The 17,673-nt window shown below is 57.2% G+C and carries 14 protein-coding genes and 2 tRNA genes; 8 read left to right on the forward strand and 8 right to left on the reverse strand.

All coding sequences use genetic code 11. The annotated features are described in order from the left end of the window. The first annotated feature begins 68 nt into the window (after nucleotides 1-68). Nucleotides 69-144 (forward strand) — tRNA-Asn (locus C7H10_RS18225). Between the two features lie 52 nt (nucleotides 145-196). Here the strand turns inward: C7H10_RS18225 and C7H10_RS18230 are convergent. After that, a complete protein-coding gene (locus C7H10_RS18230; protein WP_106695951.1) occupies nucleotides 197-1,486 on the reverse strand; it encodes a M18 family aminopeptidase in 1,290 nt (429 codons plus the stop codon). A gap of 115 nt (nucleotides 1,487-1,601) precedes the next feature. Here C7H10_RS18230 and C7H10_RS18235 point away from each other — a divergent pair, with 115 nt between their 5' ends. Together C7H10_RS18235 and C7H10_RS18240 are read left to right on the forward strand one after the other, a co-directional pair. Further along, nucleotides 1,602-2,087: a hypothetical protein gene (locus C7H10_RS18235; protein WP_106695952.1), complete on the forward strand. Its 486-nt coding sequence runs from the start codon at nucleotides 1,602-1,604 to the stop codon at nucleotides 2,085-2,087. 105 nt (nucleotides 2,088-2,192) lie between these two features. After that, on the forward strand, nucleotides 2,193-2,798 hold the full coding sequence (locus tag C7H10_RS18240) for an outer membrane beta-barrel protein (RefSeq protein ID WP_106695953.1): 606 nt from the start codon (nucleotides 2,193-2,195) through the stop codon (nucleotides 2,796-2,798). 226 nt (nucleotides 2,799-3,024) lie between these two features. Here the strand turns inward: C7H10_RS18240 and rlmKL are convergent, their stop codons facing one another. Then, nucleotides 3,025-5,199, reverse strand: a complete 2,175-nt coding sequence (rlmKL, locus tag C7H10_RS18245; protein ID WP_106695954.1) for a bifunctional 23S rRNA (guanine(2069)-N(7))-methyltransferase RlmK/23S rRNA (guanine(2445)-N(2))-methyltransferase RlmL — start codon at nucleotides 5,197-5,199, stop codon at nucleotides 3,025-3,027. Nucleotides 5,200-5,524: 325 nt separating this feature from the next. On the opposite strand from rlmKL, the gene rmf reads away from it, so the two are divergent. Further along, nucleotides 5,525-5,737 carry a ribosome modulation factor gene (rmf, locus tag C7H10_RS18250; protein ID WP_058090550.1) on the forward strand — a complete coding sequence of 71 codons (213 nt, stop codon included), beginning with the start codon at nucleotides 5,525-5,527 and terminating at the stop codon, nucleotides 5,735-5,737. Between the two features lie 179 nt (nucleotides 5,738-5,916). Here rmf and C7H10_RS18255 read toward each other — a convergent pair whose 3' ends face one another. Then, nucleotides 5,917-6,942, reverse strand: coding sequence for a quinone-dependent dihydroorotate dehydrogenase (locus C7H10_RS18255; RefSeq protein ID WP_106695955.1), 1,026 nt, complete (start codon nucleotides 6,940-6,942; stop codon nucleotides 5,917-5,919). 403 nt (nucleotides 6,943-7,345) lie between these two features. On the opposite strand from C7H10_RS18255, the gene C7H10_RS18260 reads away from it, so the two are divergent. Next, nucleotides 7,346-8,509, forward strand: a complete 1,164-nt coding sequence (locus tag C7H10_RS18260; protein WP_106695956.1) for a cation diffusion facilitator family transporter — start codon at nucleotides 7,346-7,348, stop codon at nucleotides 8,507-8,509. Nucleotides 8,510-8,522: 13 nt separating this feature from the next. Here C7H10_RS18260 and C7H10_RS18265 read toward each other — a convergent pair whose 3' ends face one another. Next, nucleotides 8,523-10,022 (reverse strand): RimK family protein, encoded by a 1,500-nt coding sequence (locus C7H10_RS18265; RefSeq protein ID WP_106695957.1) that lies wholly within the window; start codon nucleotides 10,020-10,022, stop codon nucleotides 8,523-8,525. A gap of 198 nt (nucleotides 10,023-10,220) precedes the next feature. Here C7H10_RS18265 and rimI point away from each other — a divergent pair, with 198 nt between their 5' ends. After that, the gene (gene rimI, locus C7H10_RS18270; protein WP_106696047.1) at nucleotides 10,221-11,336 is read left to right on the forward strand and encodes a ribosomal protein S18-alanine N-acetyltransferase; all 1,116 of its coding nucleotides are present in this window, start codon (nucleotides 10,221-10,223) and stop codon (nucleotides 11,334-11,336) included. Here the strand turns inward: rimI and uvrB are convergent, their stop codons facing one another. Further along, nucleotides 11,337-13,394, reverse strand: a complete 2,058-nt coding sequence (gene uvrB / locus C7H10_RS18275) for an excinuclease ABC subunit UvrB (RefSeq protein ID WP_058090546.1) — start codon at nucleotides 13,392-13,394, stop codon at nucleotides 11,337-11,339. A gap of 191 nt (nucleotides 13,395-13,585) precedes the next feature. On the opposite strand from uvrB, the gene C7H10_RS18280 reads away from it, so the two are divergent. Both C7H10_RS18280 and C7H10_RS18285 read left to right on the forward strand, forming a co-directional pair. Then, nucleotides 13,586-14,770: a pyridoxal phosphate-dependent aminotransferase gene (locus C7H10_RS18280; RefSeq protein WP_106695958.1), complete on the forward strand. Its 1,185-nt coding sequence runs from the start codon at nucleotides 13,586-13,588 to the stop codon at nucleotides 14,768-14,770. A gap of 71 nt (nucleotides 14,771-14,841) precedes the next feature. After that, nucleotides 14,842-14,917: transfer RNA gene (locus C7H10_RS18285), tRNA-Asn, on the forward strand. Between the two features lie 522 nt (nucleotides 14,918-15,439). Here the strand turns inward: C7H10_RS18285 and pyrF are convergent. Genes pyrF through C7H10_RS18300 form a run of 3 tightly spaced genes read right to left on the reverse strand, consistent with a single transcriptional unit; the run spans nucleotide 15,440 to nucleotide 17,652 of the window. Beyond that, entirely contained in the window at nucleotides 15,440-16,150 is a 711-nt protein-coding gene (gene pyrF, locus C7H10_RS18290) for an orotidine-5'-phosphate decarboxylase (RefSeq protein WP_106695959.1), read from the reverse strand. 30 nt (nucleotides 16,151-16,180) lie between these two features. Then, on the reverse strand, nucleotides 16,181-17,350 hold the full coding sequence (gene lapB / locus C7H10_RS18295; protein ID WP_072677099.1) for a lipopolysaccharide assembly protein LapB: 1,170 nt from the start codon (nucleotides 17,348-17,350) through the stop codon (nucleotides 16,181-16,183). Further along, nucleotides 17,350-17,652, reverse strand: a complete 303-nt coding sequence (locus C7H10_RS18300; protein WP_061332743.1) for a LapA family protein — start codon at nucleotides 17,650-17,652, stop codon at nucleotides 17,350-17,352. Before C7H10_RS18300 ends, lapB begins: the two co-directional genes overlap by 1 nt. Between the last annotated feature and the right edge of the window lie 21 nt (nucleotides 17,653-17,673).

A 17,673-nucleotide genomic window follows, 5' to 3' on the forward strand; every position in this document is an offset into this window, starting at 1 on the left:
TGACCTTTCTTTTCAGGGGGTTGACGAACTCTATTAAAGAACTTAATATGCCCGCCACTTGATGCTGTTCCCCGATAGCTCAGTTGGTAGAGCAACGGACTGTTAATCCGTTTGTCCCTGGTTCGAGCCCAGGTCGGGGAGCCACTTATTCCGAAAAAGCCGCTGATTCAACATCAGCGGCTTTTTCATTTCTACCTCAGAAAACCTCTTCCCGCTGCATAAATTCCTTCAGAACCTGATACAGGGTATAGCCATCCTGACTACCGATCATTTCACGGATGGAATGCATGGCGAACTGCGGCACACCGATATCCAGAGTGGTCACACCCAGATTACCGGCGGTCAGCGGCCCGATGGTGCTGCCACAGCCCATGTCGCTGCGTACCACAAAGGTCTGGTGCGGCAGGCCAAGCTCGTCACTGATGTGTCGATACAAAGCTGCTGAACGGCTGTTGGTAGCATAGCGTTGGTTGTGGTTCACCTTGATGACCGGCCCCTGGTTCAGGATCGGGCCGTGGTTTTCATCGTGTTTGTCCATGAAATTGGGATGCACACCGTGGGCGTTATCCGCGGAAATCATCATGGAGCGGGCAATCGCCCTGCCCTTGCCTGCGCCACACCAGCGCTCCAGAACGGCTCCCAGGAACGGCCCCTGGGCACCTTCCGCCGACATGCTACCCACTTCTTCGTGGTCATTGCACACCAGAAGCGCGGCTTCATCACCAGAAGTGTTCAACAGGGACTGCAGGCCAATGTAACAACTGAGCAGGTTATCGAGACGGGCCGACGCCAGAAACTCCTGACGCAAACCAACGAAAGACGCGCCCTGGGCATCGTAGAAACTCAGTTCATAGCCCAACACTTTACGAATCTTCAGGCCGGATTCACTGATCAACTGCTCACGCAGCAAGTCAGCAAATGACGTTGTATCGGTTTCCGGCAGTTGCATAACCACCGGAGGCAGGTCTGTCTGGGCATTCACTGAACGATTGCTGTTGGCTTCGCGGTCCAGGTGAATGGCCAGGCTGGGAATAATTGCCACCGGCTTACGGAAGTCCACCAGGGTGTCCCGGACCTTACCGTCCTCGTCCAGAACCGTAACCCGGCCGGCCAACGACAGATCCCGGTCAAACCACGGGTTCAGCAACACGCCGCCGTACACTTCCACACCCAACTGGAAAAAGCCCTTGCGGCGGATTTCGGGGTTTGGCTTTACCTTCAGGCAGGGGCTGTCGGTATGGGCACCCACCATCCGGATGCCGGAAGTCACTACGTCATTTTTACCGGTGCGGAGGGCAATGATGGAGGAGCCATTGCGAATGGCGTAAAAGCCCCGGCCCTGCTCCAGCGCCCACTCTTCCCGCTCATCCAGCTGCTGAAAACCGGCGTCATCAAGCCGGGATTTCATGGTGCTTACTGCATGCCACGGTGTTGGAGAGGCATTCAGAAATTCAATCAAGTCATTATTAAATTCAGTGTGTTCCATGATCTTCCTGATTGCATGATAATGGCGGCTACAGTATGGCACGAAGCCGGCCCCGCTCCTACCAGGCTGCCGGTTAGTCCCTATACGCACCCAATGATCAACGCCGGAGCCCACTGTGTCGATACCCCGATTCCTGGACATCGAATACTGTCAGACTGACGACGCCCTGTTCCCCGTCGCCATGGCCTGGTCGCTGGCCGACGGCCAGATGAAAACCGTGGTTATTGCCCCGGAGGAAGCCTGGCTGCCAGATGACGGCGACCTGGGGGACTTTGACCTGCTGTACCTAGAAGAACAGGGCGTGCCACTGCTCGAACTGGTTCAAGAACTCCATCAGGACCTGCCAGACCAGACCGTCTACGTGGATGGCATGGACCCGGATGAAATCCTGATCGACCTGATTTTCAGTGCCGTCAGCCAGGACGCCCCTTTCGAGATTGCCCCAATTTCCGAACTGATTACCGGCATCGACAGCGACGCCCTTGAAGACCGCCGTCGCCAGCTGATGTTTGACGAAGGCCTGGAACCACAACTCCCGGAGAATGGCGTTTACGCCCTATTGATGCTCGCGCAGGAGGAAGGCCTTCTGGCTGACCTGTAAGCGGGCCGGCTGACACGGGGAAGTGTGACCGGCGTCTGCGTAACAAAGCGTTACACAAGGCAGAATCTGGCGTCAGCAACGTTACTGACAGGAAGCCGGATAATAATGAATAAGGTCGCACTACGTTTCCTCAGCTCCAGCCTGATGGCTATCAGCCTCGCCCCATTGGCGGCACAGGCACAAGACACTCCTCGTTCTGACAAGCACTACGTTGGCCTACTGGTGACCGCTCTGGAGCACCGCTCTATCGGCCAGCGCACCAAGGAGGATGCCTGGGGCCAAGCCGGTACGCTGGTGATCGGTGGTCACCTGAACGACCTGATTCACGCCGAGATCCGTCTGGGTGGCGGCTTCAACGATGCCGATGTATCCGGTGGCGACCTGACCCTGGCTGTCGATTACTTCGCCAGCTGGTACATGGGCCTGCACTACCCGATTACCGATTATGCCAACGTGTATGCGCAGGCCGGTTTTACCCACGTAAAAGGCGAGGCAACCCTGCCCAACCGTGAGGAAAGCTACAACGCGCAGTTCCGGGATATCGAGGGCGATTACCCGGACAGCAGTTTCAGCATCAGCTGGCTGGCCGGGGTGGACTTCGAGGTGTTGAGCAACACCTTTCTGGTGTTTGAGGGTGGGCGGTTGTTCAAAGACACTGGCAGTAGTGCCAATACGTTCCAGTTTTCTACGGGGCTGCGTTACGAGTTTTGAGTGTGCTGCTTTCTTCGGTGCTGGTTAAGAGGGCCGGATATCCTTTCCTGGAAACGCTACGAGCCCCCGCAAGCGGGTCCAGCCAGCAATCATAGATTGCTGTCGTTCGGCTGCGCATGAAGCTTCGCTTCATAAACACTTGCCTCACCCATGTGCGCTTAGCTCCGGCCATCCATGGCCTCCGAGATTCCAGGAAAGAAGGCCCCACCTGCCTCTTCCCCCGATATCAGACGCGGTGCTGAATATGCCAGCAGCGGTGAATCTTCTGATTTCTCTGGAAGTCTTTATCCAGCGTACTGGCGGTCACTTCCTTCACTTCGAATTCTGCCGCCAGGTCTTCGTCCAGTTTAAACTTCCGAAAGTTGTTGGAGAATATCAACAGGCCGTCACTGGATAACCGCTCCATACACTGACGAACCATGGTGCCGTGATCCCGCTGGATATCGAGAACACCAGCCATTCTCGCTGAGTTGGAGAACGTGGGCGGGTCCATGAAGATCAGGTCGAAGGTCTGGTTGGCGGTTTTGCGGTCCGCCAGCCAGGACAGGCAATCCGCCTGCTCTACCACGTGCTTGCGCGGGTCGGCGCCGTTCAGGGCGAGGTTGTCCTGGGCCCAGCTCACGTAGGTTTTCGACATATCCAGGCTCAGGGACCGGCTGGCGCCGCCAACGGCTGCGTGTACCGTGGCTGCACCGGTGTAACAGAACAGGTTCAGGAAGCGTTTGCCACGGGCGTGCTGCTGAATCCAGCGGCGCACCGGGCGGTGATCCAGGAACAGGCCGGTGTCGAGGTAGTCTTTCAGGTTTACCTTCAGGGTGCAGCCGTGTTCGTGCACGTTGAAGTATTCGCCGGTTGCGGCCTGTTTCTCATACTGTTTGGTGCCGGTTTGACGCTGGCGTTGTTTACACACCAGATTCTCGGGGGAAACGTCCAGCACTTCCGGTATGACCGCCAGAGCCTCGGCCAGACGTTCCCGGGCGGCTTTTTCATCGATAGACTTCGGGGCCAGGTACTCCTGCACGTGCACCCTGCCATCGTATAGGTCGATGGCCAACGCGTATTCAGGCATATCGGCATCGTAAAGCCGGTAGCAGCTGACATTCTGCTTCCGCGCCCACTGGCCGATGGTTTTCAGGTTCTTCTTCAGGCGATTGCGTAGCATGTCTGCCCGCTCGGGGTTGGCGATGCGTGGCATAACCTGCCCGGGCGCAGCCGGGTCTCGCGGTGTTCGGGCGTTTTCAGGCTGCACCTCGAACAACAACAGCTGCGCTGGCAACTTGCCATTAAACAATTTGTATTGCTTGAAGCTTCGCAGGCCAATGGATTTACCGAATTCCGGTGCACCGGTGAACACGGCCAGGCGCCAGCCCGGCAGTTCACGCAAGACGGTTTCACCGAGGGTTTGATAAAGCGCGGCCAGCTCTTTGCGCTCGCTCAGGCGTTCACCATAGGGAGGATTGGTCAGCACCAGGCCCTTATCCGCCCAGTCCGGCTGCCGCTCAAACGCCGATACCGGCCGGGGCTCTACGCTTACGATGTTGTCCAGACCAGCCCGGCGCAGGTTGTTGCGGGCCGTGTCGATCACCCGGTCGTCCTGATCGAAACCGGCAAACGCCGGTATGCGCTTGTTTTTGCCTTCATGTGCGCGGCGCTCGACTTCCTGGCGCAATGCCAGCCAAAGTTCCGGCTGATGGCCTGGCCATTTTTCAAAACCAAAACGCTCAATCTTCCGGCCCGGCGCAATGTCCAGCGCCATCAATGCTGCTTCAATCACCAGAGTTCCGGAACCACACATGGGATCAACAAAGTCGCCGCCGGCGTCTGCAATTTCCGGCCAACCGGCCCGCAGCAGCAACGCGGCCGCGAGGTTTTCCTTCAACGGCGCAAGGCCCTGTTCAGTGCGGTATCCCCGCATGTGCAGGCTATGCCCGCTAAGGTCCAGCCCAACCGACAGCCGCCCTCGGTTCAAACGGGCAGAGATGGTGACATCCGGATCTTTTGGTGCGACCGAGGGCCGCGGCAGGCCTGCGCCCCGAATGCTGTCTACGATACCGTCTTTGACTTTCTGGGCACCGAACTGTGTGTTCCGAATTTCTTCGTTCTGCCCCAGGAAAGTCACTCGAAAGCTGCCGTTGACGGGAATGTGCGATTGCCAGTCCAGAGACACCACGCCCTCATAAAGTTCGTCAGCACTACGGGCATCCATCTCGGCAATGTGCAGGATGACCCGGTTGGCCAGCCGGGACCACAAACAGGCGCGATATCCGGCTTCCAGCTCCCCTTCTACCCAGACGCCCGCCGGCGCGTTGCGCACTTGAGCCAGGCCAAAGCTTTCCAGCTCATCGGCCAGGAGATACTCAACACCCTTGGGGCAGGTTACGAAAAAGACATGCTTGGACAAAATCAACTCCTGGTTTTCTGGATAGAGCCGGTAAGCCGCCGGAATAGCAGCAAAACCCGAATCCGGGCCGTCATCGTTATTTCACAAACCTATAAGAAAAGCTTCATATAGATGAAATAAATAGTGTACATCCGCGCAAGGTTCGTCTTACCTTGTAGTTGACGCGTCGTTCTGGAAGCCAACATAACCGTGCTTCCGTTAACAGGATCCTGACTGCTCTGGCCGGAACTGGCAATAGTGGGTTATCCCGGACGGGTGCCTTCTTTACCATGGCCACGGCAGATGTGTACACGCTTGTTCTGTTAATCCATCAGTGAGGAACGGCATGAAAAGACAGAAGAGAGACATGTACGCTCGTGCATTCAAGCGGGGTTATCTCGCTGGCGTGTCCGGCAAATCCAAAGACAGCTGCCCGTTAGACCAAGCAGAGGTACGCCAGGAATGGCTGAACGGGTGGCGAGAAGGCCGCACAGATAACTGGGAGGGCATGACCGGCGTCTCCGGCATCCACAAGCTTGCCAACGTAACCGCAACATGACCGCAGTGTTGGCATACCCCGTTTAACCTGATCTCTTTTAGTTGTAGCTACACCACAATCTGACGCAGTAACCAGAGCAACCAAAACGGGGCCTCCCGCCCCGTACCATGCGAAGAAGCGCTACGGGGTTCGTTCCCCGCAAGGGCCCGCTCAGCGGGCCCACCTTCTTTCTGGCCTCACTACTTATGCTGTTCTTTCCTGATCGCTTCTACTGCTTCGTTAATCAAAGCTGGGCCTTTGTAAATAAAGCCGGTGTAGATTTGCACCAGTTTCGCCCCTGCCCGGATTTTCTCGGCCGCACTCTCGCCATCAGTGATACCGCCAACGCCAATAATCGGGATTCTGTCCCCCAACTCGGCGTACAACCCCTGAATAACCCGTAAAGACGCCTCGCGCACCGGTGCACCGCTCAAACCGCCAGCTTCCTGCTCGTGCTTGTGTCCTTGAACCGCTTCCCGGCTGATAGTGGTGTTTGTGGCAATCACACCATCCAGGCCCGCCTCGAGTAATGCCCCGGCGACAAAGCGAATGCCTGCATCATCCATATCCGGGGCAATCTTCACAGCCACCGGTACATAACGACCAATAATTTTCTCGCAGATCGCCTGTTCGTCTTTGATCGCGTGCAATAGCTGTTTCAACGAGTCGCCGAACTGCAGATCACGCAGCCCCGGGGTATTTGGCGACGACACGTTTACCGTGATGTAGTCGGCATGGGGGTAAACTGCGGCGATACCCTTACGGTAGTCCTGTTCGGACTGCTCGTTCGGGGTATCTTTGTTCTTACCCACGTTAATGCCCAGGATACCGCGATAACGACGCTTCTCAACATTGCGCACCAGATGACCAAGGCCTTCATTATTGAAGCCCATGCGGTTGATGATGGCCTGGTGTTCGGGCAGGCGGAACATCCGCGGCTTGGGGTTGCCCGGCTGTGCCAGGGGTGTGACGGTGCCCACTTCAATGAACCCAAAACCCAGAGCTCCCAAGGCATCCAGGTGGTCAGCATTTTTGTCCAGGCCCGCGGCCAGGCCTACCGGATTGGGGAACTCCAGCCCCATGATATTAATCGGGCACGGCTCCGGGCGCCTCGAAACAACATTGAGAATACCGGTTTTGTAGGCCAGGTCCAGGCCACTGAGGGCGACATTATGGGCCTGTTCCGGGGGCAGCCGGAAAAGTAAATTACGTAGAATGCTGTACATCTTTGAGCTCCTTGCCGAGGGGTGGCCGGAGTATACCGGAAGTTTTCCACACCATCCTCCCGAACCTTCAATACAACGTAAAAGCCCATGCCTCAGCGGTTGGCGAGGCTTTTCCACGGAATCTGTGGATAACTCTGTTGAAAATGCCGGGGCAAGCGTCTCGACCCCTTGATAACTGCGCCAGCCTACAAATTGATCATTTTTTAACCAGTTAAATTTTAACTAAAAATCAATAACTTAAAAAGACAAAATAACCATTTGACGACTTTAGTTACAAAGTGGTAGCGGGTAACGACTTTGTCATCATGTGCATAAATCGACCTGCGTTTCCCGATTAATTCTCCCCAAATTTCCCATTCCTGCCGCTATACTGGCTACCAACAGAATGATCGGAGCCTGAGCCATGGATCAGCCCCCAAAGGCCCAACTACGGACTGACAAGGACTTGCAACAGGAAAAACATGCCGCCTCCCGTGTCACCATCATTGGCATGATCCTGGATGCAGTCCTTGGTGTGATAAAGATTATCGGCGGCACTCTTTTTCATTCCCACGCTCTGGTGGTGGATGGCATCCACTCATTTACCGACGTTGTCTCAGACTGGGTTGTGCTTGCCGTGATGCGGCTGTCACGTAAAGGCCCGGATGATGACCACCCCTATGGACATCAGCGCATCGAGACGCTAGGCACACTCCTGCTCGGGAGCATACTGATCGCCGTGGGCGCTGCCCTGGCCTGGGAGAACATTCTGCGCCTGATCTCCGGCGAGGATCTCGCGGTACCGGGCTGGCCGGTTCTGGTTGCTGCGGGTGTATCGGTCGCCTCCAAAGAGTGGATCTACCGTTATACCCGCCATGTGGGCATGAAAATTCGATCTGACCTGCTGATCGCCAACGCCTGGCACAGCCGCACCGACGCGTTTTCCTCGGTGGTGGTTCTGGTTGCCACTGCCGGTGCAATGACCGGATACGTTTGGCTGGATACAGTCGCAGCCGTGATCATCTCCGGCATCATTATCCACATCGGCTGGAAGTTCACTTGGGATAGCGTTAAGGAGCTCGTCGATACCGGACTGTCTGCGGAAGATACCCGGGTATTGCGCGCCATTGCAATGGACACGGACGGCGTGCGCAATGTTCACGAGCTGCGCAGTCGACGTATGGGGCACGACATTTTATTGGATGTCCACCTGGTTGTCCGGCCTGAGATAAGCGTATCTGAGGGACATCAGATCGGCATGAAGGTGGTTTCCGGCATGCGGGACGCCATCGATAATATCCGGGACATCAACTTTCATATCGATGCCGAGAACGACGAACACACACTGCATCAGACCGACCCACATTTACCCAGCCGCGAGGATATCCGTCACCTGCTGTCGCAGCAGCTCGGTGAGCTGCCACCACACAGCCGGCTGAGACTGCATTACCTCAAAAACCGGGTTCATATCGAAGTCTTCCTGGACGAACAGCATCCCGCACCCGCGTTGACCACCGAAAGCGTCCGGGAGGTGCTGTCACCCTATCCCTGGTTTGGTTCAGTCCGGGTTTGGGTGTCTGCAAGCTGATCAGGCGCCGGCATTACCGGCGCCGGTTTTCTTCCATACGGGACAGTAACTCCTGCATCACCAGGGTATAAAGCTCGCCACCCAGGAACTTATCTTCCACACCGGAATCGATGCTGGGGTTGTCGTTTACTTCAATCACGGCTACCCGGTTCCCCGCCTGTTTGATGTCGACACCATAGAGACCGTTGCCAATCAATCGGGTGGAATTAAGGGCAGCCTGAATCACATTCCGGGGCACTTCATAGGTCGGCATGGTCTCAAAACCGCCGCTTTCCACCGCGGCGCCACCGTGTTGGTAGATCTGCCAGTGCCCTTTCACCATCATGTATTTGCACGCATAAATTGCCCGCCCGCCCAATACACCAATGCGCCAGTCGTACTCGGTGTAGAAATACTCCTGGGCCAACACCAGCGCCGATTGTTTGAATAACTCCTTAAGGCCAGCCCGCAGCTCTTTCTCATCCTTGGCTTTGGCCACGCCCCTTGAGAAGGCCCCGTCCGGAATCTTGATAACAACCGGAAAACCCAGTTCGCTGACCACCTGATCAACCGCATCTTTCTGATCTTTGGACAGGATCAGTGTTTTTGGGGTTGGCACCTTGTTGTTCTTCAGCAGGTCCGCCAGGAACACCTTGTTGGTACACCGTAGTATCGAGACCGGGTCATCGATGACCACCATGCCTTCCGCCTCTGCCTTGCGGGCAAACCGGTAGGTGTGGTGATCAATCGCGGTGGTTTCCCGAATGAACAGGCCATCGTATTCCGGCAACCGCATGTAATCCCGGCGGGTAATCCGCTCCACGTTAATGCCCAGCTTGCGCCCTGCCCGCTCGAACCGCTTCAGGGCAGCTTCGTCACTCGGGGGCATTTCCTCTTCCGGGTTCACCAGCATGGCCAGGTCAAAACGATAGCGCCGGCGCGTTCTCGGCTTACGCCAGATCATGCTGCTGAAACGATCCAGCGCTGCCGCAAACACATCCTGCTCGCGCTCATCCAGATCCGCCGGGGCTGCCGGCTTCATGGATTCGATCTGCCACTGCTTGCGGTGGCGGAAAACCACTTCCAGAATCGGGCAGGGAAAACGCTCAAACAAGGCCCGGGCTACCGGCTTGAGATCCACATGCTCAGCCTGGCCAAAATAGGTTCGAATGCGCACTTCATGGGTGGCGTCCCGCTCATCGGTGGCCGGGTCAATTTCCCGGGCTTCCTGCTCCAGCCACTGAATGACGCTGTGATCCAGCTCCTCCAGTTCCAGCGAGAACAGGCCTTTGCGGCTCAAATCGTTCAAGGTCATCACCGAGGGCACCACATGGTGGCCCCGGGCCTCTGCGAGCAAAGAACAGTAATAACCCCGGCTCAGGTATTTCGCGCTCTGGCAAAGGTTAATCACGCGTACCCGGCTGTTGGCGGGGGCGGAAAAATTCAGATACTGGTCAAACGTCAGTACATCCTCGCTGGGGTAATAGGGTGACCAGTCTTTGGCACGGTCCACAACGATTAACAAACGGGACATTAAGGGCATTCCTCCCTGAAAGGTTAAGCCGGGTAATGGGCGCAACAATACGCTGCCAGAACGTCTGGTACAATCCAGGCTGGATGCGTGCTTTTACGCATGATCGCGCGCTATCGAAACCAACCTGTCTCTACCATAATAGCTGCGGTGGAAGTGCTCGCCAGCTTCTGCGATTTTCGCGACCGGGATTTGTTAACCATGCATGATGTTTTGCTTCGACAAGCAGTCGCCGACGATCTGACTGCCCTGGTGCAGTTGGAAAATCGGTGTTTTACCGAAGACCGTATTTCCCGACGCAGTTTTCGACGGTTTCTTGAGATGCCAAGGGACCGCCTGATAGTAGCTGAGCAAGGCTCCGAGCTGGTGGGCTATTGCCTGGTATTGATGAATGCCGCCACCCGTTTGGCGCGGATTTATTCAATCGCTGTATCGCCAACCGTTCGTGGCAGAGGCGTAGGCGAGCAATTGGTGCGGGAAGCGGAGAAGGAAGCCGTAGAGGCAGACCGCATCATCATGCGCCTGGAGGTTCGGGAAGATAACGCCGGTGCCATCAATCTATACAAACGATTGGGCTATCGCCAATTCGGTACCTACCGGGACTATTACGAAGACCATGGCGATGCCCTGCGCTTCGAACGGCGTATTCTTTATTACGAGCCTTCCCGGGAGTATCTCCCGGTACCCTATTACCCCCAAACCACAGAGTTTACCTGCGGTCCCTCTGCCCTGATCATGGCCATGGCTGCCCTGGACGAAGACCAGCAGTTGAACACCCTGGAAGAATTGAAGATCTGGCGGGAGGCCACTACCATTTTCATGCTCGCCGGTCACGGTGGCTGCGGGCCCCATGGCCTGGCCTTGTCAGCCTGGCACCGAGGCTTTGAGGCCAGCGCCTGGATCAGTCAGGAAGGCGCCCTGTTTAAGGATACCGTGCGCAACGACGATAAAAAGCGGGTATTGGAACTGGTGCACGAAGGCTTCCTGCACGATATTGGCCAGACCGGCATCCAGCTGCACCATGACCCACTGACCCTGGAAGCCATGGAAGCCGCCCTGCACGAGGGCCGCATCCCGGTCATCCTGATCAGTACCTGGCAGCTCAACCGCAGTCGTGTACCCCACTGGGTGACCGTGTGCGCCATGGATGAAGAGTTTGTGTACCTGCACGACCCGGAGATCGATACTGACGTGGGCGAGACCGTCGCCGACAAACAATATTTGCCTGTCGACAAACGGGTATTTGGCAAGATGTCCAGCTACGGCCGCAACCAACCCTTGCAGGCGGCCGTGATCGTCGGGCCGAAACGGCCCTGATCAGCCGGTACGAATCGCCGCTTCCTTGAGTTCGGAGATCTGGTCCCGCAATCGCGCTGCAGTTTCGAAATCCAGGTCGGCGGCGGCCTTGTACATGTCATCCTCCAGGCGCGTCACTTCCTTGAGCAACTCTTCCGGAGAGCGCTTGCCTGCCTTGACCATATAGCCTTCCGCCTCTTCCGCGGCCTTCTGGCCCGGACGTTCCGCCTTACGGCGACCGCGCCCACCGCCGGTGGCTCCCTCCATGACATCGGCGATCTTCTTGTTCAGGCCTTTCGGGGTAATACCGTGCTCTTCGTTATGGGCCGTCTGCTTCGCTCGCCGGCGTTCGGTTTCGTCAATGGCCCGCTGCATGGAACCGGTAATGCGGTCCCCGTACAAAATGGCTTTACCGTTGAGGTTACGGGCGGCACGGCCAATGGTCTGGATCAACGAGCGTTCGCTGCGCAGGAAGCCTTCCTTGTCTGCGTCCAGAATCGCCACCAGAGATACTTCCGGCATATCCAGGCCTTCCCGCAACAGGTTGATGCCCACCAGCACATCAAACTCGCCCCGGCGTAAATCCCGGATAATCTCAACACGCTCTACGGTGTCGATGTCTGAGTGCAGATACCGAACGCGAATGTCGTGTTCCATAAGGAAATCGGTAAGGTCTTCGGCCATGCGCTTGGTCAGGGTAGTGACCAGCACCCGCTCCTCCACCGCCACCCGTGCGTGGATTTCCGAGAGCAGGTCGTCCACCTGGGTCGACGCTGGCCGCACCTCGATCACCGGGTCCAGCAGGCCGGTCGGCCGAACCACCTGTTCTACCACCTGGCCAGCGTGCTCCGCCTCATAGTTACCTGGCGTGGCCGACACGAAGATCATCTGGGGGGCAATTCGCTCCCACTCCTCAAACCGCATGGGTCGGTTATCCAGTGCCGACGGCAGGCGAAAACCATACTCCACCAGCGTTTCCTTCCGGGAACGGTCGCCCTTGTACATGGCGCCGATTTGCGGAATGGTTACGTGGGATTCGTCCACCACCAGCAAGGCATTGGGCGGCAGATAGTCAAACAGGGTGGGTGGCGGCTCACCGGGCGCCCGGCCGGACAGATAGCGGGAGTAGTTCTCGATGCCGTTGCAGTAACCCAGCTCCATCATCATTTCCATGTCGTAGCGGGTGCGCTCCTCAAGGCGCTGGGCCTCCACCAGCCGGTGGTTATCCCGCAACTGCTGCAAACGCACGTCCAGCTCCGCCCGGATATTCTCGACCGCATCCAGCACCTTCTGCCGGGGCGTCACATAGTGAGACTTCGGATAGATGGTTACCCGTGGCACACGGCGCAGTACCTCGCCGGTCAGCGGATCGAAGTAGCTGAGGTTCTCCACTTCATCGTCAAACAACTCGATACGAATGGCTTCCCGCTCCGATTCCGCCGGGAACACATCAATCACATCGCCCCGAACCCGGTAGTTGGCGCGGTGGAACTCTATGTCGTTACGGGTGTACTGGAGCTCTGCCAGTCGGCGCAGAATCGAGCGCTGGTCTATCTGATCACCCCGGTCCAGGTGCAGCATCATCTTCAGGTAGGATTCCGGGTCACCCAAACCGTAGATGGACGACACCGTCGCCACGATGATCGCATCCGGCCGTTCCAGCAACGCCTTGGTGGCAGACAAACGCATTTGTTCAATGTGTTCGTTGATGGAGGCATCTTTCTCGATGAAGGTATCAGACGACGGCACATAGGCTTCCGGCTGGTAGTAATCGTAGTAAGACACGAAATACTCCACCGCGTTATCCGGAAAGAACTCCTTGAACTCGCCGTACAGCTGCGCCGCCAGGGTCTTGTTGTGGGCCATGATGATGGTCGGCCGCTGCACGTCCTGGATCACATTGGCAATGGTGAACGTCTTGCCTGAGCCGGTCACCCCCAGCAACGTCTGGTGCGCCAGCCCGGAATGAATGCCGTCCACCAAGCCGGCGATGGCCTTGGGCTGGTCACCGGCCGGCTGATATGGGGAATCAACTCGGAACACACCTTCACGGGAAGCGCTGGATGCTTTACTGGCCATAACTGGCGATTAACCTCCGGGTTCGGCGCCGGCCGCAATACGGCACAACCCCTACAAGAAATTTAGTGTTCTGGCTGCTTCATGATACCATCTGTGCGATCGACGGCTGGGAGAAAAACAGCCAGCACCTTTGGCTCCATAGTTGCCCGGCCGATCGCAGCCCATAAGACGCAGCTTTAAGGAGCTCAAGTTTGGACCTTCAACTTTCCAGCCGAGTACAGGCGATCAAGCCTTCCCCCACCCTCGCAGTCACCAACAAAGCCGCAGAACTCCGCGCGGCCGGCCAGGATATCATTGGCCTGGGTGCTGGCGAGCCGGACTTCGACACCCCCGAGCACATCAAACAGGCAGCCATTGAAGCCATTAACAACGGCCAGACCAAGTACACCGCCGTTGATGGTACGCCGGCCCTGAAGAAAGCGATTATTGCGAAGTTCAAACGGGACAACGGCCTGGAATATGAAGCCAACCAGATCCTGGTAAGCAGTGGTGGCAAACAGAGCTTTTTCAACCTTGCCCTGGCCACATTGAACCCGGGCGACGAAGCCATTATCCCTGCGCCTTACTGGGTTTCCTACCCGGACATGGTGCTGGTGGCTGAAGGCAAGCCGGTGATTATCGAAACCTCTGCCGAGACCCGCTTCAAGATCACACCCGAGCAGTTGGAAAACGCTATTACCGAGCGCACCCGCCTGTTTGTGATCAACAGCCCGTCTAACCCCAGCGGCATGGCTTACACCCTGGAAGAGCTGCAGGCGATTGGCGAGGTGCTGAAAAAGCACCCGAATATCATGATTGCCACCGACGACATGTACGAGCCGATCCTGTGGACTGGCAAACCGTTCTGCAACATCCTGAACGCCTGCCCGGAGCTGTATGACCGTACCTTCGTACTGAACGGTGTGTCCAAGGCCTACTCCATGACGGGCTGGCGCATCGGCTACGCCGCAGGCCCGGCGAAGATCATCGGCGCGATGAAGAAAATCCAGTCTCAGAGCACCTCCAACCCGGCCTCCATCTCCCAGGCCGCCGCCCAGGCAGCCCTGGACGGCCCGCAGGAGTGCGTAGGCGAGATGGTCAAGGCGTTCAAGGAACGCCACGACTGGCTGGTAGCCGCCCTGAACAAGCTGCCTGGCGTTGAGTGCCTGAACGGCGACGGCACTTTCTATGTGTTCCCGAGCTTCCAGGGCGCAATCGATGCCACTGACGGCGTGAGCACAGACGTTGAGTTTGCCGAGAAGCTGCTGACCGAAGCGGGCGTTGCCCTGGTGCCGGGTTCTGCTTTCGGCACGCCTGGCCACATGCGCCTGAGCTTTGCGACCAGCATGGAAAATCTGCAGAAAGCCATTGAGCGTTTGCAGAAGGCGCTTGGCTAAAAATTTTTAGTCAGAGGGTTGACGAGGCGGTATAGCCAACTTAATATACGCGCCTCGTCACATGACGACGTTCCCCGATAGCTCAGTTGGTAGAGCAACGGACTGTTAATCCGTTTGTCCCTGGTTCGAGCCCAGGTCGGGGAGCCACTATTCCGAAAGCCCGCTAGTTCTTTGAATTAGCGGGCTTTTTCGTTATACCTCGTTATCGGTCTATCGCCTTCGACTTTTGGTGGCTCTGTCTGGCTCCGGCCCTAGCCTGCTTGTTTTGGTGGCGTGTCAGGGTGGGATAGCCTTTCCAAAAAACGCTACGAGCACATCCATGTGCGCTTCGCTCCGGCCATCCATGGCCTACGAGATTTTTGGAAAGGCTATCCCACCCTGACACTCAGCGAACGCAAGTATAGGCGATCAAGAATCGGGAACCTGGGAACAGAAAAAAGCTATTACCACTGAAAAGAATCCAGAAAGCTCCTTCAACGTACTTTGACTACACCTCCATTTGCCTGAAGGGCGCGGATGGGTGTCCCTCCCGAAAATCTCGGAGGCCATGGATGGCCGGAGCGAAGCGCACATGGATGTGCTCGTAGCGTTTTTCGGGAGGGACACCCATCCGTGCCCGGTCCGCCACCTCGGAAGGCTAGGGCCAGGACCTGGGACAGAGCCCGAAAGTCAGACCGAAACCACCTCAGCGTGAATCGCCTCCAAGGCGGCCAGAGGGTCGGGCGCCTGGGTGATGGGACGACCAATGACAAGGTAGTCAGAGCCGGCTTTGAGGGCGTCGGTTGGGGTCATGATGCGCTGTTGGTCACCTTTATCGGCGGTCAACGGGCGGATTCCCGGGGTGATTAGCTGGAAGTCGGCGCCCTGCTCTGCTTTCAGTCTGGGAGCTTCCTGGGCGGAGCAGACGACGCCGTCCAGGCCGCAGTTTTTGGTCAGGGTGGCCAGGCGGGAAACGTGAGCTTCTGCAGAACCGGTGATACCGATGCCTGCCAGATCTGAATCGGACATGCTGGTGAGCACCGTGACGGCGATCAGCAGCGGCCTATCCGCCCCGAACGACTCCAGGCGCTCGCGGCAGGCAACCATCATTTTCTCACCACCCGAGGCATGCACATTCACCATCCACACACCCAGGTCCGCCGCCGCAGCAACCGCCGCCGAGGTAGTGTTCGGGATGTCGTGGAATTTCAGATCCAGGAACACGTCAAAGCCCCTGCCCTGCAGTGATTTGACCAATTCCGGGCCGGAACGGGTGAACAACTCTTTGCCTACTTTCAACCGGCATTTGGCCGGGTCCAGCTGATCAGCCAGCGCCAGGGCCGGGTTCTGGGAGGGGAAGTCCAGGGCGACGATGATTTTCGGGTCATTAAGGTTTTGCACGGTCAGGTTCCGGTTCAAAAGGTTAAAACATTATTCGGCTTCAACGCCCTGGATGGGACGCACCGTTTCCCACTGCTTACAGCTGGGGCAAAGCCAGTGAAGCTGCTGGCCTGAGAAACCGCAACTGACGCAACGGTAAACCGGCCGGTTGGCGAGAATCAGGTGGCCAATACGGCTGACAAGGCGGCCTTCGTCTGTGGTCATGCCTTTTTCATAGCCGGCCATTTCCACCAGCCGGAGCAGGCCGCGAACGGATGGCCGAATTTCCAGCTCCTGCCGGAGCAGATCAATAGCGGCAGGGCGACCAAAGGAACGCTCCACCGATTCCACCAACGCCAGCAACAAACTGGTACTCGGGTACTGTTCATAGAGTTTGCGGAGCTTTTTGACCAGCCTGCCTACATCACCGTGTTCCCGCTCGAGCTTCATCAGGCGGTCGATGGCCTCCGGACCAAACTCCGGGTTCTGGTCAAACACCTTCAGGCTTTGATTGCCCGCTTCGCGGAAGTTGCCCTGGCGGATCTGCTGTTTCATCAGCAACAAGGTTGCGCGAACACAGGAGCGGTCGTAGTCGAGGGCTTCCTTGGCCAGTTTCTGGGCAGTCCAGCGATCGTCTTTGGCCAGGGCCGCATCGGACAACTCGCAGGTAATGTACGCCAGCGTTTTGACCATCGCAGGATCTGCGTCGCTACGGGTAAGGGTCTGTGCCACCTGGGCAGCCTTTTCCCACTCCCGCTCCTGCTGATACAGCTCGATCAAGGCCGTAGCAGCGCGGCGGCCGTACTCCCGGTCCCCCATCAACTGATGCAGCAGGGCTTCCGCCCGATCGTGCAGGCCGGCATTGAGATAATCCATCGCCAGTTCCAGGGTAACCTGGGGCGTATAGCGCGCCGGCAGCTCGGGCCGGGCCAGCAGGTTTTGGTGGATCAGAATGGCGCGATCGGTTTCGCCCTTATTGCGGAAATGGCTCCCGATAGACAGATGCAGGCTAACGGTATCTTTATTGACGGCCAGGGACTGCACAAAGTTGTCCACAGCCTGGTCAGAGTAGTTGGTAAACAGGAATTGCAGACGGTCGCGAACGGAATCTTCATCGGAAATGGCCCGGGAGCGGCGCTTGCCCTGGCTACCAAACCTGCCGACCACCCAGCCGGCAGCGACCGCTACCGTCAGAAGCAGCCACTGTAGAACTATTTCCATCAAATTGCCCGGTCGTTCTGTGCCCTGGATTTCTCTAATGCGTGCTCAGCACGCTCGAGTCTTTTCTTGAGAGTCCGCCGGGACACCGACGTACGGAATGTAGCAAGTAAGGTAATCAACACCCCCACAAGGGCGCCAATCACAAACGACATGATAATCCAGACGGCAACACCATGGGGCTGCGTTTCAAACAACAGGAAGTTGAGCGAAACGGCCATCTGATTGTTCAGAGAAAACACCAGCGCCAGGAGTATCAGAACCAGAACCAGAACGGTGATTAGGATCTTCTGCAGTCCTGCCATGTCAATATCTCTCCAGACGGG

The organism is Marinobacter shengliensis (assembly GCF_003007715.1).
GTDB lineage: Bacteria > Pseudomonadota > Gammaproteobacteria > Pseudomonadales > Oleiphilaceae > Marinobacter > Marinobacter shengliensis.